Source organism: Paenibacillus sp. M2 (assembly GCF_046713495.1).
Classification (GTDB): Bacteria; Bacillota; Bacilli; order Paenibacillales; family Paenibacillaceae; genus Paenibacillus; species Paenibacillus amylolyticus_B.
This window is the reverse complement of record NZ_CP169648.1, coordinates 5877135-5899558: the sequence shown is the minus strand read 5'-3', so window position 1 is coordinate 5899558 and position 22424 is coordinate 5877135. Positions and strand designations below refer to the sequence as shown.

Annotated in this window: 15 protein-coding genes; 11 read left to right on the top strand and 4 right to left on the bottom strand. The window is 48.2% G+C overall.

The annotated features are described in order from the left end of the window. Positions 1–45: 45 nt before the first annotated feature. Positions 46–393, bottom strand: a complete 348-nt coding sequence (locus ACETMN_RS27015; protein WP_411735382.1) for a hypothetical protein — start codon at positions 391–393, stop codon at positions 46–48. A gap of 224 nt (positions 394–617) precedes the next feature. Here ACETMN_RS27015 and ACETMN_RS27010 point away from each other — a divergent pair, with 224 nt between their 5' ends. The 4 genes from ACETMN_RS27010 (at position 618) to ACETMN_RS26995 (ending at position 3917) form a co-directional block, all read left to right on the top strand. Continuing rightward, positions 618–1481 (top strand): MurR/RpiR family transcriptional regulator, encoded by an 864-nt coding sequence (locus ACETMN_RS27010; protein ID WP_210109891.1) that lies wholly within the window; start codon positions 618–620, stop codon positions 1479–1481. 9 nt (positions 1482–1490) lie between these two features. Next, on the top strand, positions 1491–2219 hold the full coding sequence (gene nagB / locus ACETMN_RS27005; protein WP_210109933.1) for a glucosamine-6-phosphate deaminase: 729 nt from the start codon (positions 1491–1493) through the stop codon (positions 2217–2219). Further along, positions 2216–3430 (top strand): N-acetylglucosamine-6-phosphate deacetylase, encoded by a 1215-nt coding sequence (nagA, locus tag ACETMN_RS27000; protein WP_411735381.1) that lies wholly within the window; start codon positions 2216–2218, stop codon positions 3428–3430. The genes nagB and nagA overlap by 4 nt, the downstream gene beginning before the upstream one ends. A 115-nt stretch (positions 3431–3545) precedes the next feature. Then, complete coding sequence (locus ACETMN_RS26995; protein WP_411735380.1) at positions 3546–3917, top strand: hypothetical protein; 372 nt, start codon at positions 3546–3548, stop codon at positions 3915–3917. A gap of 728 nt (positions 3918–4645) precedes the next feature. Here ACETMN_RS26995 and ACETMN_RS26990 read toward each other — a convergent pair. From ACETMN_RS26990 to ACETMN_RS26980, 3 genes are all read right to left on the bottom strand, one after another. Next, the gene (locus ACETMN_RS26990) at positions 4646–6232 is read right to left on the bottom strand and encodes an oleate hydratase (RefSeq protein WP_411735379.1); all 1587 of its coding nucleotides are present in this window, start codon (positions 6230–6232) and stop codon (positions 4646–4648) included. Positions 6233–6387: 155 nt separating this feature from the next. Continuing rightward, positions 6388–6963 (bottom strand): TetR/AcrR family transcriptional regulator C-terminal domain-containing protein, encoded by a 576-nt coding sequence (locus tag ACETMN_RS26985; protein WP_192136308.1) that lies wholly within the window; start codon positions 6961–6963, stop codon positions 6388–6390. 1111 nt (positions 6964–8074) lie between these two features. Next, on the bottom strand, positions 8075–9430 hold the full coding sequence (locus tag ACETMN_RS26980; protein ID WP_091011819.1) for a dipeptidase: 1356 nt from the start codon (positions 9428–9430) through the stop codon (positions 8075–8077). Between the two features lie 215 nt (positions 9431–9645). Here ACETMN_RS26980 and ACETMN_RS26975 point away from each other — a divergent pair, with 215 nt between their 5' ends. The 7 genes from ACETMN_RS26975 to ACETMN_RS26945 all read left to right on the top strand — a co-directional run bounded on the left by ACETMN_RS26975 (position 9646) and on the right by ACETMN_RS26945 (position 22401). Beyond that, complete coding sequence (locus tag ACETMN_RS26975) at positions 9646–12051, top strand: AraC family transcriptional regulator (protein WP_411735378.1); 2406 nt, start codon at positions 9646–9648, stop codon at positions 12049–12051. Between the two features lie 331 nt (positions 12052–12382). Beyond that, positions 12383–13312 (top strand): ABC transporter permease, encoded by a 930-nt coding sequence (locus ACETMN_RS26970; RefSeq protein WP_026081491.1) that lies wholly within the window; start codon positions 12383–12385, stop codon positions 13310–13312. 12 nt (positions 13313–13324) lie between these two features. Next, the gene (locus ACETMN_RS26965) at positions 13325–14212 is read left to right on the top strand and encodes a carbohydrate ABC transporter permease (protein ID WP_210109895.1); all 888 of its coding nucleotides are present in this window, start codon (positions 13325–13327) and stop codon (positions 14210–14212) included. Positions 14213–14230: 18 nt separating this feature from the next. After that, a complete protein-coding gene (locus ACETMN_RS26960) occupies positions 14231–15736 on the top strand; it encodes an extracellular solute-binding protein (protein ID WP_411735377.1) in 1506 nt (501 codons plus the stop codon). 237 nt (positions 15737–15973) lie between these two features. Next, positions 15974–19327, top strand: coding sequence for a glycosyl hydrolase (locus tag ACETMN_RS26955; protein ID WP_411735376.1), 3354 nt, complete (start codon positions 15974–15976; stop codon positions 19325–19327). Positions 19328–19344: 17 nt separating this feature from the next. After that, positions 19345–20166: a polysaccharide deacetylase family protein gene (locus ACETMN_RS26950; protein WP_091011828.1), complete on the top strand. Its 822-nt coding sequence runs from the start codon at positions 19345–19347 to the stop codon at positions 20164–20166. 57 nt (positions 20167–20223) lie between these two features. Next, positions 20224–22401 (top strand): glycoside hydrolase family 105 protein, encoded by a 2178-nt coding sequence (locus ACETMN_RS26945; RefSeq protein WP_411735375.1) that lies wholly within the window; start codon positions 20224–20226, stop codon positions 22399–22401. The last annotated feature ends 23 nt before the right edge of the window (positions 22402–22424 follow it).

Below are 22424 nucleotides of genomic sequence, written 5' to 3'. Positions count from 1 at the left end.
TTAGCGTGAAAAAATGAAATAATCGATTTCATATCACTTTATCACTTATAGATTCCTATTCGTTTGAATGAACATCCTCCATCTTTTCTTCGAAAATGGCTGATAAAAGAGCTGCTCCAGTTCCTCGAACTCTGCTTCGTTTAGTTGAAGATGGAGCGCTCTTTTTGCTATTTTGGCCGCAGATTGAGAAGAAGATTTCCGTCCTCCAGCTTTTCGTTTGATCGGAATATGAAATTGCAGCAGGTCTTCAAAGTGATTCCAGCCTTCCCAACTGAGCCTACCTCCGCGTTTCCAGTCGATGGCATAGAGGGCATAATAGGCATGTCCTTCTGTTTGTTTGGTAGCAATAATCCAGATGGAAGGAATAAATTTTTTCCGTTGTCTTCGATTCATTGAATGGCTCCTTTTTAATATGATCATATCTCAATTCTCAATATAAAGGTTACTCACTATGTGTATCAAGCAGGTGAGTGTCTATACACGTTCAGTATCATTGCGAAAGTCGTGAGAAATTGCTCTTGATTTGCAGGATCGACTTGATTAGAATAAAGTTATAAAAATGATTTTCTTAATTTATTAAAAATAAATAAAAATAATTTTCATAAAGCGAGGTCCTCATGGCAGCCATATTACGTGCGTTGCAGCAAGAACTGAATAACCTTCCGTCTCAGGAGCGACGTATCGCCGAAGTCATTATGCAATCTCCATCGGACATTCCCGGCTGGACGATTAGTCATCTGGCAGAGCAGAGTGGCACAAGTGCGGCGACGGTAACCCGCTTTTGCAAGTCGTTTCATTTCAAAGGTTTTCCCGACTTCAAAATGAAACTCGCCGCAGAATTGTCCCATGCATCTGATGAAACGGCGTATCAGGATATTGTAGCGGGCAATTCCCTATCCAAAATTGTTGAAGCTATCGAAGCCAACCACCTCGCGTCGATTGCAGATACCACCCGTTTGCTGGATTTGGGCAGATTGGAGCAAGCAGTGCAATTATTGTGCCAGGCTCGCCGCATCGATCTGTATGGTGTGGCAACCTCGTCGATTGTTACACAGGATTTCTATCAGAAACTGGTGCGGATCGGCAAAAGCTGTACGGCTTTCTCCGACTCACACATGCAGATTACATCCGCATCTTCGCTCGCAGAGGGAGATGTGGCGATGGCCGTATCCTATTCAGGAGAAACACCAGAAACCATCGATGCCCTGCATTGTGCCAAACAGGCCGGAGCTTCTACGATTTCACTGACTTCCTATGGTAGTAACACGCTTGCAACTGTATCCAATATCCCACTGTTTACGTCCTCTCTGGAAGAAGGCATGAGGCGTGGAGATATGGCTTCACGTATTGCACTGCTGCATGTGGTCGATATTTTGTTCACAGGCATGGTAAGTGCCGACTTCGACCGTTTTATCCCGAGACTGGAACAATCCTATCACAACGTGCAGTCCTATCGCGTACAACACAACGGAGGTGCCTGACAGATGAAGATGAATATACGCATTTTTGAAAATGAAGAAGATTTGAACGCCACAGGTGCTGGCCTCATTGCCAGCTTGTTGCAGACGAAACCACGGGCTGTATTGGGGCTTGCGACAGGAAGTTCTCCTGTAGGCATATATAAACAGCTTATCACGTTATACCAGAAGGGGCTGGTTAGCTTCTCACAGGCTTCTTCATTTAATCTCGATGAATATGTCGGACTTCCAACAGAACATCGTGAAAGTTACCGCAGTTTTATGAACGAACAATTATTCAATCATATCGATATAGATATTGCTAGAACGCAAGTGCCTGATGGTCAGGCTGCAGATCTGGAACAGGAATGTAATTCCTATGAACAACGGCTGGACGATCGTGGACCGGTAGACCTTCAACTGCTGGGCATCGGACATAATGGTCATATTGGCTTCAATGAACCGGGAACGGAGCTGACTGGGCGGACACATGTTGTGGATCTGAAAGACGAAACGCGAAAGGCAAACGCGCGCTTCTTTGACAGCATCGATGAAGTTCCGGCTCAGGCGATTACAATGGGTGTTGGTACCATTTTGAAAGCCAAACAGATTCTGCTCATTGCCCGTGGCGAGGAAAAAGCCGAGATTATTCGCGAAGCGTTCATGGGCCCAATCACAACGGCCTGTCCTGCATCGCTTTTGCAATGTCATCCAAATGTGGTGGTATTGCTGGACCGTGCAGCAGGGAGGCTGGTGAGATGACCGGAGCAAATAGCCATAAACCTGGGAGCCAGCGTGAACAACATGTGTCTCTTCTTCGGGGCAGGTTACTCCTTTCCAATGAGATGTTGGAAGACGGTGTATTAGCCTGGAGGGATGGGAAAATCCTCTATGCTGGAGTACCAGAAGGTCTGCCCGAACAGATTCGGAGAGAGGCAGTGTCCATGCCTGTACCGGAACGCGGCCTCATTGTGCCTGGATTCATTGATATCCATGTGCATGGTGGGAACGGAGAAGACTTTATGGACGCAAGCCCGGAGGTATTGGACAAGATCACTTCTTTTCATAGTACGCAGGGAACAACAGCGATGCTTGCGACTTCCATGACCGCTCCGAAAAAGCGGCTGGACAGCGTACTTGCTGAAGTAGCTCGTTATCGTTCCGGTGAGATGCCGTATGCACAGCTTGAGGGCGTACATCTGGAAGGTCCGTTTTTCAGTCCGAAATGGCCTGGTGCGCAAAATCCGGAACATATCATTCTGCCTGATGTATCCTGGCTTGAAGCATGGGAGAAGCAATATCCCGGTCTAATCCGTCAAGTTACGTTGGCACCGGAACGTGAAGGCGCACTGGAAGTCATCTCATGGCTGCGTGAACAGCGGATTACAGCGGCACTCGGCCACACGGATGCGACCTATGAAGAGGTCGAACGTGCAGTGGAAGCCGGACTTCATCATGCGGTGCATACGTTTAATGCCATGACACCGCTGCATCATCGGCTACCGGGAGCTGCCGGAGCCGTGCTAAGTGATCCGCGCATCAGTGCCGAGGTCATTGCCGATGGTATTCACGTACACCCTGCGGCGATCTCCATCCTCGCTCAGCTGAAGCAACATGACCATCAGCTTGTGTTGATCACAGATGCCATGTCTGCTGCGGGATTGGATGACGGCGAATACAAGATCGGCGACCTGCCCGTCATCGTGAAGCACGGTGAGGCCAGACTGAAGGATGGCGGCGCACTGGCCGGAAGCACACTGACAATGATTCGCGGTTTCCGATACCTGGTACAGGAAGTGGGCTTGAGTCTGAACGCTGCATCACGTGCAGCAAGTCTGACCCCGGCACGCCTGCTGGGCATTGATCACCGGACAGGTTCCCTGGCTCAGGGAAAACAGGCAGATATCGTTTTGCTAAATGCGGAGCTGGATATTGAGGGTGTGTGGGTGAAGGGCAGACGGGTCGGCGAGTAAGTTGTAACTTGGACATGTTTGCGGAGAGGCAAGAGAAGCAACACCTTGCGCAATATGTTAAAATAGATCTCAAAAAGACGGGATCTGCGGATCACGCATAACGGAGGCGTGAAACATGGAACGTAACGCTATGCTCGAACATGATCCGTTCATCACAGTGTTGGCGGAGAAGTTGCACATACACGGATACTATGCCTTTTATGGCGAGCATTACAATGAAACCGATATGGAGCAGTACCGCAAGCATCTGTTCACATCATTCAGCAACATCGTATGGGTAGAGCTCGATGCACGCAAAAAGTATATGATTGTCGACCATCGTGGTCGTAACACCGTCATGAAACTGATCGAAGGTATGCTGAACACCCGCAGAACCTTGCGAGCGAATCAGGCAATGGCAGGCACGGACACCTCTGGAGTCCAGAAGGAAATAGCACATTTATCCAAGCTTGTGCACATACTGAAATTTACGACTTTCCGCACATAAGCGAAGTGTGATATTTAGGCTGTGATAAGCGGCGTGAGTAGGAAGAGTATAATATGTGGCTCTCATAAGCGATGAGTGACGACGAAAAAATGAAAATAAACACCAAGAACAACCACAAGAGTATACATGAGTAACTAGGGAGAGTTATAAGTTAAGTTTCAAGAAAGAATGGACTAGGATATCGACAATAACATATCACTGCGATTCCATTCTCATAAGTATTTTCTATGTAGGTCGCGTAGCGCTAACGAATCTGTGAAGCCTTATTCCAATGATTTTGCAGTCATAGAAAATGTAACGAATCTCAGACACGCTATTTAATGCAATTTAGCGAAATTTCGAGTACTAAGGCTTGTGAGGTTCTTTAGACGACAGTTGGCAATCCGATGAAGGCTATGTGTCGGGCTTAGATAGTAAACGATTAAACGAAAGAGAGTCCTGTCATCGCTGACGGAACTCTCTCTATTTTTTATACAACGACTCCTCAGTTCAGCAACAACCATACTCACTCATTGACTCGTTCAACGGGGATGCAAGCTTCTGAAGCTAACGCATGTAGTAACTCATAACATACTAACTTGGCACATCAATACAATTAAGATAACTAAGCTTCCTAAAGAGCACAAAGTTACTCACCGAATCCTACAGATATCTCCAAAGATCTATTCCCATCCACCGATCAATCCAACCATTCCTTCATACTATATCCGAATCCACTATATAAGCAATTATCTAAACGAAGTCACAAAACTGCTGAACAGCGTCCGAACATCATACTGATACTGGTTGATCGGCTCAATCGGACGGTTCTCTCCAAGCAGAGTGTAGACGGCGATCCGTGCTGCCCGGACCGAATATTCTTCCGTGAATACAACGTCATCGGGAATCTCGCAGAATTGGCTAATAAAGGCCAGGTTGGTGGAGCCTTTAGGCACAACTTTCGGTCTGTCGCTGTTCAGTCTAGGCATGAATTGGGCAGTGATGTAAGGCATCATGCAAGGAATACAGTTGGCGGTAGCCATGATCGCCTCTTGATGTTCCTGAAAATGAAGATGGCCGATCAACTCCTGCATAATTTCTTCCCCGGTACAATCGCTCATTTTTTTCTTCACATAGTCACCTACGTTATCCGGATACAATCCGTAACCCCAGAACACGTTGACATGCTCGGGCTGACCGCGGAAATGTGGTTGGAAGGCCAGAACGACAGACATGAACCAGCTGGAATCCTTGAACGTAACCAGAGCACCGGTACCTGCCCTGTTGCGTGTGAATTTCTCCATCAAGTCAAAGAAAACCGAATCCTGGAAGGTAACCGTAAACGATTCCCATTTGGACTCATCCACATGATCATTAAAAGAAGAAGGGTTGCCCAGCAACGGTTTCTTGGCGGCAATGTTCTCCCACAGCTTCCATGAGCTGCCCTTGCCATTCAGTTTCGGTGCGGAAGTCTTGGAGCCGATATCAGCCCCTTCGGTCATTGAACCGTTTGTGACAATGACGAGATCACCTTCGAGGATGTCAATGACTTCCTCTTCACCTCCCCTGAGCACATGCATCCGACTTACCGTAATGCCGTCACCGTCTTTGAAATCCAGATCGGTAACCGTACATTTCAGCGTGAAATCTACGCCAAACGGCTCCAGGTAGTTATGCAATGGCAGGATTATCGAGTCATATTGGTTGAACGGTGTGCGGGTGACACCTTCCAGCGTTTGAATTCTTGGGAATTCGTGAAAAAAGCGAAGCATGTATCTTTTGAATTCCACGGCGCTGTGCCAAGGTTGGAAGGCAAAGGTGGTCGCCCACATATACCAGAAGTTTGTTTTGAAAAAGTGAGGGCCAAACCAGTCGTTGATTCGCAATTTCCCCAGCGTGTCTTCAGGAGTAATAATCAGCTTGCCCATTGCCAGACGATCGGCCATATCAAACCCCATGGAGAGCACATCTTCGACCTTGCCGTCACGGTTGATGAGCCGCGCATTGGAATGTGTGGGATTGGCATCGTCAAATTCAGTAATCTCCTGTCGCACAGATATGCCCGGACGGTCGATGGAAGGGATGGAAGCCAGCAACTCCCAGAGATTCTCATAGGCCTCATCATTGAGCATCCGTCCACCACGGATGATATATCCTTGATCGGGATTACCAGCGCCGTCATTGCTGCCACCGAGAATCGGCATTTCTTCGATAATGTGAATGTGTTCTCCAGGAAAGCCACAATCTCTGACCAGATAAGCTGCACCCGCCAAAGATGCAATGCCGCCGCCTACAAAATAGACCTGTTTATTACCATGTTCTTTCTTCACGATCATTCGCCTCCAAAAGTTACTGTAATCACATCCCTAATGTAAAGCTTGCAGGTTCCGTAAGGTATGATCAAAAGAACGGGAGTGTCTGATTTTTGGTCACTTTTGGAAAAGTGTCTAAAAATCAGGCTTAGACCACATGCGAAAAAAGCCGCCCATCCTTAATTGGATGGCAGCTTATTCTCATACCTGTGCAGTGCCCTCAGGACATTGCCTTCGATCAGCTCACTGAGCTTTTCAATAATCTGTTTTGGCGGTTCTTGCATGTTGCCCCTCATCCATTGAATGATCAGCCCAGTGAAAGCCAAGGTATAGAAGTTGGCGACAAACTCTTTGTCTTCACCACGGACTTTAATCCCGCAGGCTAGTTCATCAATAACACCCATGATCAGATCATGGGTTACTTCATAGAGGTATGAATCCAAGTGGGTACGCCCGAGCGAGTTGAGTGTGTTGCAGCAGAACGTTTTGTTGTTCTCGATGTAGCAAAAGATTTTATAGAATCCGTCCGTCCATGTGCTGTAGCTTCGGTACTCCATAAGACTCTCCACCGCTTCAGTCTGATAGATCCACCCAAGCAGCGCATAAATATCCTGAAAATGATAATAAAAGGTTTGCCGGTTCACGCCGCAATGATCCACCAGATGTTTGACCGTAATCTTGTTCAGTGGAGTATGCTCCATCAGTGATTTAAGCGAGTGAGCCAGCGCATGTTTGGTTAGGTGAGAAGCAGACACAATAATCACCTCATCATTTTGGATTAGCTTGCTTGGGAGTAACAGTAGGTAACACTTCATAGCTATAGCCCCACGCCAAATTCGCGGAACATAAGCAAGTCATAACGCAGGAATCCCGAAAGATCCTACTATCAGATATCCCCCTGAGCTATCAACATCTTCGTTACACCATCCGCAACATGCTCCAGAAGGGTATATTCTAGATATCAATCGTTCCAAACCAACATCCCAAAAGGCCACTTGTGTTTCTCTATCACAACCCCTTAAAAGTTAGCAGTCGTCTAAAACCAGTCACAATAAAGCAGCCACGGTAAAAGCCTGAAACCCAGTGAAGGAGACCAAATCAATTAAAAAAAACGGCCGATAAGCCGTCGCGTAAGTTATCTCCCATACACTAAACCATTAAAACCGAGACTGCGTCTATAAAATCAGTCATAGTAACAACGATAACGAAGTTATCGAGAAAAAAAAGAAAAAATCGAATAACTGTTCAGTAGCCCATTGTTTTGTGATCACTAACCTTCAAAGTTAAACCCATACCTTTAAAGAAGCCATAATAAAGCAAGTTGTACGAATGATCGATACAAAAAAAATTCAAAGAAACGGCCTATAAGTCACCATATTGTTATCACTAATACACTAAACCACTAAACCATTTAAATTAAGTCTCCATCGTCTCCATTCATAAAAAGTAGCCATTGAAAAAAAAACTACATCTTCGCCAAAGCCCCAAAGCCCCAAAGCCCCAAAGCCCCAAAGCCCCAAAGCCCCAAAGTAGCAAAGCAACAAAAACACAAGAAAACAAATAAAAAAACGAAATCAAATCAAAAAAGAACGACCCGAAAGCCGTCCTTTTATTATCCCTATTACACTAACCCATATAAAAAGTTAGGATCAATCCTAAAATCAGTCTGCGAAAGCTGCAACGTAGTGAAGGGGACGAAATCGATTCTGGAGAAGCGGAGCGTTCGCCTTTATCCCCGGATTTCTCCCTTTAGAAAGGGAATCAAGGAAATCCAGGGATAACAGCGATCTAAAGAACGATTCGGCACCGGAACGTCCACTCAGCACCTTGCCCCAGCAGTTATTTTAGAACGATGAGCCCCAACTATTATAAACTCTTCAAAAACTGAACAATCGTCAACAACCCTTTATCAAAGTTCTCCAGGTTGAAGTGCTCGTTCGGAGCATGCAGATTCTCATCCGGCAAGCCAAAGCCCATCATGACAGCAGGGATTTCGAGTACACGTGAGAGCTTCTCAACAATCGGAATGGAGCCGCCATCTTTGGTAAAGAGGGCACGAACGCCATACACGTGCTCATACGCATCTGCCGCTTTTTGCAGGATTGGATTGGAAGGATCGGTGTTGAAAGCAAAAGCTTTCTCGATCTGTTTCACATGCAGCGTTGCACCCGGTTGAACGTGAGCGCGCAGATGTGCTTCGATACGATCCAATACATGTTGTGGATCTTGATCCGCCACGAGGCGGCAGGTGATTTTGGCATGAGCTTCCTTCGGAATAACCGTTTTGCTACCTTCGCCTTGGAAACCGCCCCATACGCCGTTCAGTTCCAATGTTGGACGAGCGCCTACACGTTCCACGAACGAGTAACCTTCTTCGCCGTACAATTGCTCCAGTCCAAGGTCTTGACGAAGTTGTTCTTCATTGAAGCCCTGTTTCACAAATTCTTCTCTCATCTCAGGAGACAGTGGCAGTACGCCGTCGTAGAAACCATCTACACTCACGCGGCCTTGCTCATCATGCAACGAAGCGAGCAAGGATACGAGTGCGTGCAGTGCGTTGGGTACTCCACCACCAAATGAACCGGAGTGCAAGTCGGTATTGGCTGTGTTCAGATCCACGTGAAGCGAACATAGGCCACGCAGGCCAGTGGAGATCGCAGGTTTTCCTTTTTCAAGCAGGGACGTATCCGAGATCAGTACCATGTCTGCACGTAGCTTGTCCGTATTGTCATTCAGATAGATGGGCAGGTTCGGGCTGGAGATTTCCTCTTCGCCTTCGATGCAAAACTTGATGTTAACTGGAAGTTCTTTGTTTTCGGCGAGAATGGCTTCAACTGCCTTGATATGTAGGAAGATCTGTCCTTTGTCATCCGTTGCACCACGGGCATACAGCTTGCCATCACGAATGGTAGGTTCGAAAGGTGGCGTGTCCCACAGGTTAAGGGGGTCTACAGGTTGTACATCATAGTGTCCATAGATCAGAGCCGTCGGTTTGCCGGGTGCATGCAGGTGATCTGCATAGACAATCGGATGTCCAGCCGTTTGAATGACCTCTACGTTCTCCATACCTGCACGTGTGAGAGCATCTGCTGCCCATTGTGCTGCACGATTAACATCCTCTTTATGCGCTGAAATGGCGGAAATACTCGGAATGGACAACCATTCATTCAGTTCTGCCAGGTGTTTTTCTCTATTTTGTTCAAAATAAGTCTGTTCTTTCATTAAAAAGGCCTCCTTCATGTTTGCTTTATCTCATTGTAATCCATTTTGTCATGTTAATAAAACATTGGTTAAAAAAATGATCGGTTACAGATCGTTTCATTCACCTGAAGATTGTGCGTATAATACAAGAAAAGGATTTCATCCATATATTCTCAGGGGAGTTGAGGAAATTTCCATGACAGTCAGACCCGATGCAAGCAGGCAGGTGAGCAGCGATGGAACCGACTAGGAGCGATCGAATATTTGGCAGATTCAAGCGTTTATCCGATTTGAAGGCAGGAAGGCATAAAGGACGATTTTATCGAAACAGCCTGATGCTTATTTTACTCATTGCCAGCATTCCCGGACTAATCACAGGTATCGTCATGTATCAACAGGTTGTTGGCCGGATGGAAACCGAGTTCAATCAGATGCATCAGAACCAGATCGAGAACCGGGCACGCAATGTGGACGACCAGCTGGCTTATCTGGAGATGAACTTATCCCATTGGGCTTTTGAACCGAGGTTTGGCAATGCACTACGTACACTGGATTTTGTGTATTATTTCAATGAAACGCAGGAGATTGTGACTACCTTATACGTATTACAAGGTTCCCATCCGCTGATCAAGTCAGCTCAGCTGTATTTGCAGGAGCCGAAGCCAATCTTGTTTAATCGGGATTATACCGAATTGAACGATGAAGCCAAAGTACAAGCATATGATCGATACCTTTTCATGGGGAACCACGTGTACTGGACAGACTGGGTTTCCAGCCTCAACAGAGATACCGAACCTTCGACCAACGACAGTCTACTGCATATGGATGCAGGTAATGCACTGGTTCTTGTACATAAGATTCCGGGGGAGAGCATGAATCCGTTTGGTGCACTGATTATTACGTTGGATAACGAGAAAGTCGCCAGTTTATTGAAAACGCTTACTCCATATGATGAAGGTTTAACGTTCCTTATGGATCAGGAAGGCAACACACTGGTTACCGGGAATCCGGGAACGGCGGGGGAGACTTCTGCTTTTGAACAGCAGCTAAAAAAAGAAGTGGCCCTGCATGCCGATAGCCGCTCATTCTTGTTCCGATATGAGGATCAGACCTATTCTGTCTCGTATGGCTCGTTGAGTCGGATTGATTCGGACTGGACGTACGTCTCCGCAGCACCTTTGACCTCAGTCACTTCGCCCGTCAAGCTGGTATCCAAGATCATCGTCATTGCGAGTGCAGGCAGTCTCATCCTGGGATTGTTGTTATCCTGGTTTGCTTCCCGCCGCATCTATTCGCCTGTAGCACGGATGCTGCACCTGCTTACGCCTGGTAGAAACGAAACTACACCAACGGATGAGAAGCTGGACGAGTTTGAGCTGCTGGAGCAACAGTGGAACGAACTGACCTCCCGCAGTGTAACGGCACATCGCCAGTTGCAGGAGCAACTTCCTCATCTGCGCGACAGCTTTGTCTTACAACTTGTGCAGGGACATCTATATGCCTATAACGAGCAGGATCTCCAGCAGCGCATGCGTCATCTCGGATTTGAGCTGGAGGGCCAGCAGTATTTGCTGGTGCAGATGTATTTTACGGGGTACGAGCAGCTGCAAGGCAGATTTGGAAGCCAGGACACGGGATTAGTTACCTTTGCAGCAGTGAATATTACTCAGGAAGTGGCGAAAAATTATTTCAGGCAGATCAGTGTCATGAACTTTCATGACCTGTCTTCCGCCATGCTTGTGATTGCTCCTCAGGACGAACCTGTGAAGTCACAAGCGATGTTATGGGGACAGGAGCTAGTGGAGGTCATTGGACGAACACTCAAAATGAAGGTGACCTTGATGGTCAGCCGCCCGGCAGCTTCACTTCAGGAATTGCCTGGACGATTCGTGGAGATGGAACAGGCCGTGGCATATCGCAGTGTGGAGGAAGGAAGTCAGATACTCGATCTGGAGGATGAGGCGTATTTCCGCAGAAACGAAGCAGCTTCCTATCCGCTTGGACTGGAACGTGAGTTGCTACAGGCGATTAGGCTGGGCAAGCAGGACGAAGCTGAACGTGTGCTGGAACAATTCATGAGTGAGATTACGCGGACGGGGAGTACCGAATTTCAGGTGCAGCAGATGATGCTGCAATTACTCGGCAGTATTCAGCACATGATGTTGCAAACGGGGGTCACACCTTATAAGCTGTTTGGTGGTTGCAACATGTATGAACGTTTATCAGGTATTCGTGAACCTGTACAAATGAGACAGTGGATGATAAATGAGGTATTCATACCTTATATACAAGAGGTTGAGGTACGATCGCAGGAACCGCTGAAACTGGTGGTGGAACGAACGATGTTGTACATCGATACACATTACCGCAGCGACATTTCGCTGGAAAACTGTGCTGACGCGGAGCAGATGACACCCTATGCACTGAGCAAGGCATTCAAACAGGTATCGGGCATCAATTTTATTGATTATCTGACACGTGTGAGAATGGAGGCGGCGAAGCAATTGTTACGGGAGACAACGATGAAAATCAATGATGTTGCGGCGGCTGTGGGATATCAGCATAGTTATTTTAATCGGATTTTCAAGAAACAGGAGGGAGTTACGCCGAGTCAATATCGCGATCAATGGTTTGGACAATAACCGTTTATCGTCTGTCATTTCTGACCGGCATCCGGCTTTAGCGGATGTCGTTTTTTTGTTTTTTCACCCTGATACAAAGAAAGATAAACCCGCAAAAATGTGCAATTCTACCTGCTACGTTATGTTCAGTTTCTTGTGAAAATGGCGTTATAGCGGGCTTTCCAGCCAGTGTGCCGGAGGTATGCAAAAAATGAAGGTTGCTGGAAAAAGATCGGCTGTATAGTCTGAGTATCAGGTTAATTGATAACGCTTACATCGTTGAGGGAGGGGAGACATGATGAACGGGAAGACGGACTGGAATACCAACGGCGCTGCAACTGCTCAAGCGGATATGGCCACAAGGCCATTAAAACAGGAGTCCAATTGGAAAAGGCAGATTAAACGAAACAAATGGTTATATGTACTTGTGCTTCCCGGCTTTTTGTACTTTGTCATCTTTAAATACTTGCCCATGTGGGGGATCATCATTGCCTTTCAGGATTACCAGCCTTTCCTTGGCATTCGGGAGAGCAACTGGGTGGGGCTGGAGAACTTTACGAACTTTTTCTCCAATCCAGACTTCTTTCGACTATTACGCAATACGCTGGTTCTTGCTCTGTATGATCTTATCTTCTTTTTCCCGGCACCGATCATTATAGCTTTATTATTAAATGAAATTCGGGTCGCTTTCTTCAAAAGAACGATTCAAACGCTGGTCTATGTACCCCATTTTGTATCCATGGTGATTATCGCCAGTATCACGTACGTGTTTCTGACCCCGCAGGGCGGGGTGTTATACGACCTGATCGCCTGGATTACAGGCAAGCCTATCGATGTACTCTCCAGTCCGGGTTCGTTCCGTCCGCTGATTATTGTTCAGATGATGTGGAAGGAGATGGGTTGGGGCACAATCATTTTCTTGGCAGCCCTCGCAGGTGTCGATACGGAACAATATGAAGCCTCCATTGTGGATGGCGCCGGACGATTACGGCGGATGTGGCATATCACGCTTCCAGCCATTCGTACGACCATAGTGATTTTACTCATTCTCAGACTGGGGAACTTCCTCGATACCGGATTTGAGCAGATCTATCTGATGACCAACTCCCTCAACCGGGATGTAGCGGACGTATTTGATACGTATGTGTACACGGTAGGGATTACGCAAGGTGCATTCAGTTACAGTACCGCTGTTGGGCTATTCAAGTCTGTGGTGGGGATTATCCTGGTGCTTGGCAGTAATAAACTTGCGAAAAAATTCGGCCATCCCGGAATTTATTAAGGAGGAGCGCCCATGAACAGCCGTCTATACAACAGCCCTGCCGGCAAGGTATTTGATATCTTCAATTACGTCATGCTGGGGATTCTGGGCATATTAACCGTCCTTCCGTTCCTGTATATTATAGGGAATTCTTTCGCAACGGAAGCCGAGATTACCGAACGCAGTTTTTTCCTCATTCCGAAGGTGTTTTCCTTCAGCGCGTATGAGTATATTTTTTCATCGTCCACGATCTTTCGCAGCATTGGTGTTTCCATTTTCATCACGGTGGCAGGTACACTGGTCAATCTGTTTTTCACACTAACGATGGCTTATCCACTATCCAGAAGTGACTTTTGGGGTCGCAACGCCATGATGAACATGGTAATTTTCTCGATGTTATTTGGCGGTGGCATGATTCCAACGTATCTCGTCATTCGTGGACTGGGACTGCTTGATTCCTACTGGGCCCTTATGCTTCCTGGCGCGATCAGCGCTTTTAACTTAATAGTTGTCAAAAACTTTTTTCAGCAAATGCCGCCCGGGCTGGAGGAAGCGGCCCGCATCGACGGCTGTTCGGATCTCGGGGTGCTGTGGCGAATCGTTCTGCCTTTATCGAAGCCGGTCATTGCCACGTTTGCCTTGTTCTACGCCGTAGGCCACTGGAACAACTTTTTCTCGGCACTGCTGTACATTTCCGACAGTGACAAATGGCCACTGCAAGTCATGCTGAGACAGATCGTGTTACTCTCACAAGCCAGTGTCGGAGATATGGCAAACATGGACCCCAATTTTGTTCAGCCACCAGAGCAGTCGATCAAAATGGCGGTGATCGTTGTAGGTACCATTCCAATTTTGCTGGTGTATCCGTTTTTGCAGAAGCATTTTGCCAAAGGTGTCATGTTAGGTTCAATCAAAGGCTAAAGCCAAGGGGGAGAACGTATGGGACAAAAAACCGGATTCAAAAAAGGGGCACTGCTACTTTCTGCGTCACTGGTACTTAGTACAATTCTGGGCGCATGCTCCACGGACAAAGCAGATTCAGGAACCGCTGCGGGTGGCACCGATCAGCTCACGATTATGCTACCGAACTTTGAAGCGGAGAATCCGCCGGACAATAGCCCGGTCATACAGAAGCTTGAAGAACTGACCAAGGTGGACGTGAACTTGCAGTGGGTGCCAAGCAGCTCGTATGAAGACAAATTCAACATTACACTGGCCTCGGGAAAGCTGCCTCAGATTATGGTGGTGTTAGGGAAGTCTCCAAGTTTCATTAATGCGGCACGAACCGGAGCGTTCTGGGAACTGGGTCCTTATCTGAAGGACTATCCGAACCTGAGCCAAATGAATGAAATCATCACCAATAATGCCTCTATCGATGGCAAAACGTATGGGATTTATCGGGCTCGCCCTCTGGGACGTAATGGGGTGACTATCCGTAAGGACTGGCTGGAGAGTCTGGGGCTGGAAGAGCCAAAGACGATTGATGAATTTTACAATGTATTGAAAGCGTTCACGAAGGATGACCCGGACGGTAACGGAAAGGATGATACGTACGGTCTGGTAGCCAGCAAATTCACGGGCCCGTGGGATAACATGCAGGTATGGTTCGGTGCCCCCAACAAATGGGGAGATGATGGCAGCGGAGGTCTGATTCCGGCGCATGAGACACCAGAATACATGGAAGCACTGAAATTTTTCCGTCAGATCTACAGCGAGGGTCTGGTGAACAAAGACTTTGCCGTGATGGATGCAACGAAACTGCCTGACCCATTTGTGAATGGGCAAGCGGGTGTCATGGTCGATGTGGCAGATAATGCCCAGCGCATGGACCAGAAAATACTGGATAAAGACCCGAATGCGACAGGACGTGTGGATGTGCTGCAAGCCATGGAAGGTCCGAAGGGGCTGCGGGATATGCCAACGTCCGGATATTCCGGAATGATTGCCATCTCCAAAGGCAGTGTCAAAACGGAAGAGGAACTGAAGAAGGTGCTAAGCTTTCTGGATCAACTCAATGAGCCAGAATTGCAGGCGCTGCTTGGGAATGGACTGGAAGGCAAGCAGTATGAGAAAAAAGAAAACTATATCATTCCATCCACTGACAAGCTTGCTCTCCGCGATCTGCAGGGCTTGAATCAGATTTTGATGTTTGTTCCCGAGGACAAAACGCTTCGCGTACAACAGACACCTGTCCGTGAAAAGGTTGCACAGGTGCAGAAGGCCAACGAAGAGATTGTCATCGCCAATCCTGGTGAACCGCTGATCTCTGATGTTTATGCTCAGAAAGGACCGCAGCTGGACAATATCATTAACGATGCACGGATCAAATATATCGTAGGTCAGATTGATGAGAAAGGATTCGAAGATGCTGTTACCCTGTGGAAGAACAACGGCGGAGACGATTATGTGAAAGAAGTCAATGAACTGTACGCTGCACTGAAGTAGTCTTATAAGCAAAAGCCCGGCAGCCGTGCTTTCAGGGTAACGGGGACAGTCGGGCTTTTTTTATCGCTGTAATGGCTTGATCCGTGAACAAAAAAATCATCCAACTTTCTGGAAATTATGACTTCCTGAATATGGTTTTTGATGTATAATCAAAGCGAAACAAACCTATTTGAACTTAAATGAACGTTATTAGTAAAGTTTAACGACCACTCTTGAACATGCAGGGAGGAAGGCAACATGTGGAACGGGGATGCATTTGAAAATCCCGAGGCGCAGTACAGGGTCCATCCCTTTTGGTTCTGGAACGGGGATATGGAAGAAGAACAGATTAAGCGGCAGGTGGCTGAGATGGCCGTGCAAGGAGTAGGTGGATTCTTTATCTGTCCACGTCAAGGACTACAGATTCCCTATCTCTCCGAAGCATGGTTTGATAAGGTGCGGATTGCAGTGGAAGCGGCGGCCGCTCACGGCATGCAGGTATGGTTATATGACGAATATCCATATCCAAGCGGGATGGCTGGCGGGGAAGTGACCCTTGATTTCCCTGAAGCGAAGCAGCGACAGCTCATACATCACCAGCTGGTGGTTCAGGGCGGAGAAGCTGTGGAACTGGAGTTGCCATGGGGACGAGTCTTGGTTGCCAAGGCGATTCCCAAGGATGCACAGGGCAAACGGTTGTGGCATGAATCCATTGACTTGCGCAGCAAAATCGGCAATATCCAGACGGACCAGGTGTATCAGGAGACAGGACTCACATCGTATAACCGCAAGCGGTTCTTCACCTACCAAACAGCGTTCCGCTTGTTGTGGGATGTTCCCCCGGGTGATTGGGAGTTGATTATATTTCAAGAAATGGAGATCGACGATTTCAAATATTACGGCAACTTTGTTGATCCTTGTCACAAGGAAGCGATGAGCCGTTTTATTGAACTGACACATGAGCGTTATAAGTCAGCGGTTGGAAATCAATTTGAAAGCGTAATCAAAGGCATGTTCTCGGATGAGATTGCACCGCTGGGTCGTATCCCCTGGTCACCACAGCTTCCCCGTTATTTCAGCGAGCGTTGTGGTTATAGTCTGATCGATTCGCTACCGGCGCTGTTATATGGTGATGTTCCGGACGCGCATCGGATTCGGTATGACTATTACCAGTCACTGCACCTGCTTCTCAGGGAGTCCTATCACAAACAGGTGCATGACTGGTGTGAGGAAGCAGGAATCCAGTATGCGGCTGAGGTGCCTGGCGTACGGATGACCACCCAGTTGTTCAGCCATATGCCAGGTGGTGATTCGGCCCATGAGAAAATTGGACGATCCTTATCGTGGATTCTGGAACGATATGGCCAAAAGATGCGTGACAATCCCAAGATGGTCAGTTCGCTTGCCCGGCAATTGGGCCGAAGCCGCAATCTGATTGAATGTTTTCACAGTGTAGGCTGGTCCATGACGCTACAGGATGCCAAGTGGATGATTGATCGCATGGCCGCCATGGGCACCAATTTTTATAACTTTCACGCCTTTTTCTATACGATTGGTGGGCTGGCAAAGCATGATGCACCGCCATCTCAATTTTTACAGAATCCCTACTGGAAGCATTTCCGGCAGTTGGGGGATTATACCGGACGTTTGAGCTATCTCATGAGCACCGGAGCAGCAGATATTCGTATTGCCGTGCTTGACCCAACGACGACATTCTGGAGTCTGATGGGTAATCCGCTGCATGGATTTGAGTATAGCGGCGAAGACGAAGCAGAACGGGTGCAACTGAATCGTCTAACGAAGGACTGGATGCGGATTACTACCCATCTGCTCGAAAACAGACGTGACTATGATCACCTTGATCCCGAGTTGTTGGCGGAAGCTGACTTAACGGATGGCATCATTCAGATCGGCGTTGCCCGTTATGACGTACTGATTCTGCCACCGATGCTGAATCTGGAGGCCGCGGCCTGGGAACAGGTGAAGCGATTCGTTCATCAGGGAGGGACCGTCATTTCTGTTGGGATGCCTCCACATATTGCGATTCAGCCGGGAAGTCCGGAGGGAGATGAAGCTACCCAGTTCTTTGGTGCGGGCGAGCAGCCGCAAGAGGTGTACTGGGGCCGTGGAGGGGACACGGGTCACGATAACCGTGAAACCATGTGGCATCAAGGTGAGGGGAATGCTTATTTTCTACCCGCAGGAACGGGGCAGGGAGATGACTTTTCGCTGGAGCTGATCTCTCTCCTGCTCGATCAGGTGTTGCCCGAACCCATCTGCTGGATTATGGAGGAGGAGAGCGCCTCCCTGTTGATGCACACCCGTCAATTGTCGGCTGGAGAGCACATGGTTTTTTTGACCAATCAGGAGGGTCAGGACCTGAAGGGTCAATTGAAGCTGGTCGCCAGACAGCTGTGGGATGGAACGGAGCAGACAGAGGGTGCTTGTCTGGTGGCAGAACGACTTGATCTGGAGACAGGACAGCTTCAGACATTACCGTATACGAGCAGTGGCGGGGAATGTTGTATTTCACTTACGCTGGCGCCTTATGAAGCACATGCTGTTCGTCTTACTTTACAACCTGCGAAGGAAGAGGCATTAACAACGAAGGTGGATGTAACAGACAAAACCGGTTCGGGGTTCGTAACGGCTGTATCGGCAGGAGCTAATCAGGCCCGTAAGATCATGGTCCCTTCGGAAGGGCCATGGCGACTGGAAACGGTGCAGCCTAACATTTTGCGAATGGGACAATTCCATCTTCAGGCTTCCAATGCTAATGGTGTGATTCTGGAAAGCCAGCATGTAGCTGTAAAACCGTTTATTGATCAGGCGGCAGAATTATCGGAGCAGCAGCATCTGCCAGTCCAGTTTAATCAGGTGTTTGGCACACCGAAAAAGGCATCCGTCGCTTACCCGATCGAGTGCCGTTATACGACCACATTTGAGCTGAGAACGGCATTGCTTGCATGCCTTTTATTCATGGACAGAGCGGCGATCTCGGGCACTTGGTCGATGGAGATTAATGGGCATCTGCTTGAAAAGGAACAATTCGATCCAATTGAAATAACCGACCACAATAATATCGCTTGTGATATTACAGAGCTGCTGCACAGCGGTCTTAACGAAATGACGGTGAGTGTGCAGGTAACGAAAGATGAGGATGGCATCGTGGATCCCCTGTATCTACAGGGAAGATTCGGCGTGGAGTTCCATCATGAAGGCATGACTTCGCTTGTACGGGAGTCGGACACGGCCCTTCGTATCGGACCTGAACCGCAGCCGCTGTATCCCTATTTTGCCGGGGAAATGAGTTATAAACGCACGTTCTGGCTGGATGAGCCAGGGGAAGATATTACCTCGTTTGAACTGGAATTTAGCGATTGGCGTGTGCAGGATGTGGTAGAAGTGCGGGTGAACGGACATAGTCTGGGTGTGAGATGCTGGTCTCCGTATCGCTGGAAGGGAGAGGCCTCCTGGTTGCGTCCGGGAGACAACGACATTGAAGTGCGGATTACCAACACATTGATCGGTCTGCTGGAAGGTACGTATTTTGATTCGGAACATCATCGATTACAGGATGCAGGTCATGTACCTGTTGAAGAATTAGGATAAAGGAGTGGAAGTAAGGGATGGGACATCGTATTCAGTTTGACCGCTATCCAGGTGGTGTGATGAAAGCGTTAACGCTCAGTTATGACGACGGAGTGGTGCATGATCGCAGACTGGTGGAGATCTGTAATCGGTATGGTCTACGGGGAACCTTTAATCTGAACTCCGGTACCCTGGGTAATCCAGGCCGCATTGAGGCGGGGGAAGTTGCTGAACTGTATGCGGGTCATGAAGTGGCCGTTCATACGGTTACTCACCCTACGCTGCCTTATGTTCCGAATGAACTATTGACCGAAGAGATTATCGAAGACCGAAAAGCATTGGAGCAGCTCGTCGGTTATCCGGTACGAGGCATGGCTTATCCCAACGGAGGGTACGACCGTGCGTTAAGTACAAAGCTGGAGTGGCTTGGCATTGATTATGCCCGTACCGTTGAATCACACGGCAGATACACATTGCCAGATCGGCCGCTTGAATGGCATCCGACGTGTCATCATAACCATGATCTGGCGGGGCATGCTGAACGTTTTATCCAACATTCCAAAACAGGTACGCCACTGTTACTCTACGTCTGGGGCCACAGTTATGAGTTCAATGACAACGACAACTGGGAGATCATCGAACAGTTTGGTGAGCAGATTGGCGGCAGGGACGATATCTGGTACGCGACGAACATCGAAGTGATTGCCTATTGGAAAGCGGTGCAACGATTGGAGTGTTCAGCCGATCGATCCATCATCCATAATCCGTCTGCCATCCCGGTTTGGTTCACGGCAGATCAACAGGTTGTTGAAGTGCAGGGCGGAGAGACATTGCGGTTAAGCGAACGAATCAAGGTATAAGGAAGGGAGCTGACGATCATTCGTTATTTTCATGAGAACGAGGCGATTGCAGGCAAGGTGTACGATTCAATTCCGGATATATTGACAACGGTGGCTCAGCGTTATATTGGTGATCATCCGAAACATTCCTTTTTGTTCAGAGCTTATCATCAGGGTGGTTTTCGTAGACTTGGGGACTATCGCTACGACCTGAATCTGAATGAGAAATGTGCAGAGGCGCATGCAGGGCAGTACGTGTATGTATGGGGCAAGTTATGGAGCGAGCAGAATACAACGTTAAATACAGGCCTGAACTGTTATAGTCCGGTGACGATCTACGTGAACGGCGAAGAGGTATTCAAGTCCGAGTTGTTGCAGGAGTTATTTCCTGAGCGAAGAACCCAGATTCCAATTTCCGTTAACTATGGCTGGAATGATGTGTTGCTATGTTTTGTCAAAACAGAAGTGGGATTCGGCGGTATCTACGGAACAGCCTCTTTCAAAAATTTCCCGCTGCACTTCCTCACTCCTGGGGCAGATCGTCAAGGACAGGAGGGCTGGTTATATTCGGAACCCGTCGATGAACCTGTATTATCTCTTCCTCGTGACGGCATGACAGAAGAAGAAACTGGCCTTTCCTGGTATCCGCGAAGGGACTGGACAGTTGAGGAGCAGAGCATGGGTTCTTTTGCCCGCATCTTTGGTACCGAACAACGGGCTGTTGCCTATGCGTGGTCCAAACTGAATGTAACCTTGCCAGGATCAACGTCAGTTATTTTACAAGGCCGTCATGATGGAGCTTTGACTCTGTATGTGGATGGCACGGAAGTATACTCTGCTGGAGGTAGTGGTAATTTTCACGTTGAACTCCCGCGCCGTTACGGTTCATCTGATTTGGTCGCGAAAGGTGAAATTCAGGCAGTTGGCGGTTCATGGGGATTCCAGTTGGAAGATGCCGAGCGTTCGGGTTCCACAGGCTGGAGATTGAAACCTCCTCATCCGGTTGCGGGGTGCTCTGATCCCTGGCTGTACACAGGTGTGTTTGCTCCCGGTGCTGAACCATCGCACGCCGACATCGTGCGAACAGATACCGTATTTGATGATGGCGCACAAGGTGTGTATTGGCGTGCAGATCTTCCCGATACGCATGTTCGTCCCTATCTGGAGAATACACATTACGGAAAGTGGAATTATCCGCTTGGCGTTACCCTGCTTGGACTTCTCCAGATGGGACAGGAATTGGGGCGGGATGATTACATTCAGTATGTGCGGCAACATATTGAACTGAGCACTTCATTTGATCGCTACGGCTTATGGGATCGGGAAGGGTATGGTGCGGCAGGAATCAATAATCAACTGTCTGCGATAGACAGTCTGGATGATTGTGGTTCGTTTGGCTCTACACTGCTTGCTGCGATGGAGTTGGGCGATATTCGTGGGGGAAGAGATACCGCGGATCGGATTGCGGGCTACATTACGGATGAGCAGGAACGTCTGGAGGATGGCGCCTTTTACCGGGTTCGCGGCAGTGGGGAGATGCGTCAAGAGACGATGTGGTGTGATGACTTGTACATGAGTACACCTTTTCTGATGCGTTATGGTCAGTTGACAGGAGATAGGGCGTACTGGGATGATGCGATCAATCAGTTCCTGATGTTCCGTAAGTATCTCTACCTTCCCGAACAACAGATCATGTCCCATGTGTATGATTTTGTGCGTGGTCGGGCGACAGGCATTCCGTGGGGACGCGGGAACGGCTGGGTGCTCTTTTCATTAACCGAATTGTTATCCATCCTGCCACATGATCATGTGAAACGGCCGGAACTGTTACGTTTCTATCGTGATCTAAGTCAAGGTTATCTGGCGCTGCAAGGGGAAAATGGACTTTGGCATCAGGTGCTAAACCGGCCGGATTCGTATGAAGAAACCTCCTGTACTTCAATGTTCATCTACGCCTATGCCCGTGGAATTCGGGAAGGTTGGTTAGAACAACCGGAGCCTTATCTGGAGGCAGTACGCAAAGGATGGGAAGGCATGACACGTTTGTCGATTGACTATAAAGGTAATATATACGGGGTATGTCGCGGTTCCGGGTACTCGTTTACAGCCTTGTATTATCGCGATGATCTGGGGTGGAATCTGAACGATACCCATGGAATTGGCATTGTGCTCTTGGCTGGCATTGAAGTGCATAAAATGAATCAGCAGCTCCGTGAGGCGCATATCGATTCTTCGGTTACAGCCGCGCAGCGTTGATAATTGACGCAACGAAACGAATG

What these genes read in the sequence shown, in the direction of transcription:
- ACETMN_RS27015 (WP_411735382.1), bottom strand. Translation starts at nt 393, where the DNA reads ATGAATCGAAGACAACGGAAAAAATTTATTCCTTCCATCTGGATTATT.
- ACETMN_RS27010 (WP_210109891.1), top strand. Translation starts at nt 618, where the DNA reads ATGGCAGCCATATTACGTGCGTTGCAGCAAGAACTGAATAACCTTCCG.
- nagB (WP_210109933.1), top strand. Translation starts at nt 1,491, where the DNA reads ATGAATATACGCATTTTTGAAAATGAAGAAGATTTGAACGCCACAGGT.
- nagA (WP_411735381.1), top strand. Translation starts at nt 2,216, where the DNA reads ATGACCGGAGCAAATAGCCATAAACCTGGGAGCCAGCGTGAACAACAT.
- ACETMN_RS26995 (WP_411735380.1), top strand. Translation starts at nt 3,546, where the DNA reads ATGGAACGTAACGCTATGCTCGAACATGATCCGTTCATCACAGTGTTG.
- ACETMN_RS26990 (WP_411735379.1), bottom strand. Translation starts at nt 6,232, where the DNA reads ATGATCGTGAAGAAAGAACATGGTAATAAACAGGTCTATTTTGTAGGC.
- ACETMN_RS26980 (WP_091011819.1), bottom strand. Translation starts at nt 9,430, where the DNA reads ATGAAAGAACAGACTTATTTTGAACAAAATAGAGAAAAACACCTGGCA.
- ACETMN_RS26975 (WP_411735378.1), top strand. Translation starts at nt 9,646, where the DNA reads ATGGAACCGACTAGGAGCGATCGAATATTTGGCAGATTCAAGCGTTTA.
- ACETMN_RS26970 (WP_026081491.1), top strand. Translation starts at nt 12,383, where the DNA reads ATGGCCACAAGGCCATTAAAACAGGAGTCCAATTGGAAAAGGCAGATT.
- ACETMN_RS26965 (WP_210109895.1), top strand. Translation starts at nt 13,325, where the DNA reads ATGAACAGCCGTCTATACAACAGCCCTGCCGGCAAGGTATTTGATATC.
- ACETMN_RS26960 (WP_411735377.1), top strand. Translation starts at nt 14,231, where the DNA reads ATGGGACAAAAAACCGGATTCAAAAAAGGGGCACTGCTACTTTCTGCG.
- ACETMN_RS26955 (WP_411735376.1), top strand. Translation starts at nt 15,974, where the DNA reads ATGTGGAACGGGGATGCATTTGAAAATCCCGAGGCGCAGTACAGGGTC.
- ACETMN_RS26950 (WP_091011828.1), top strand. Translation starts at nt 19,345, where the DNA reads ATGGGACATCGTATTCAGTTTGACCGCTATCCAGGTGGTGTGATGAAA.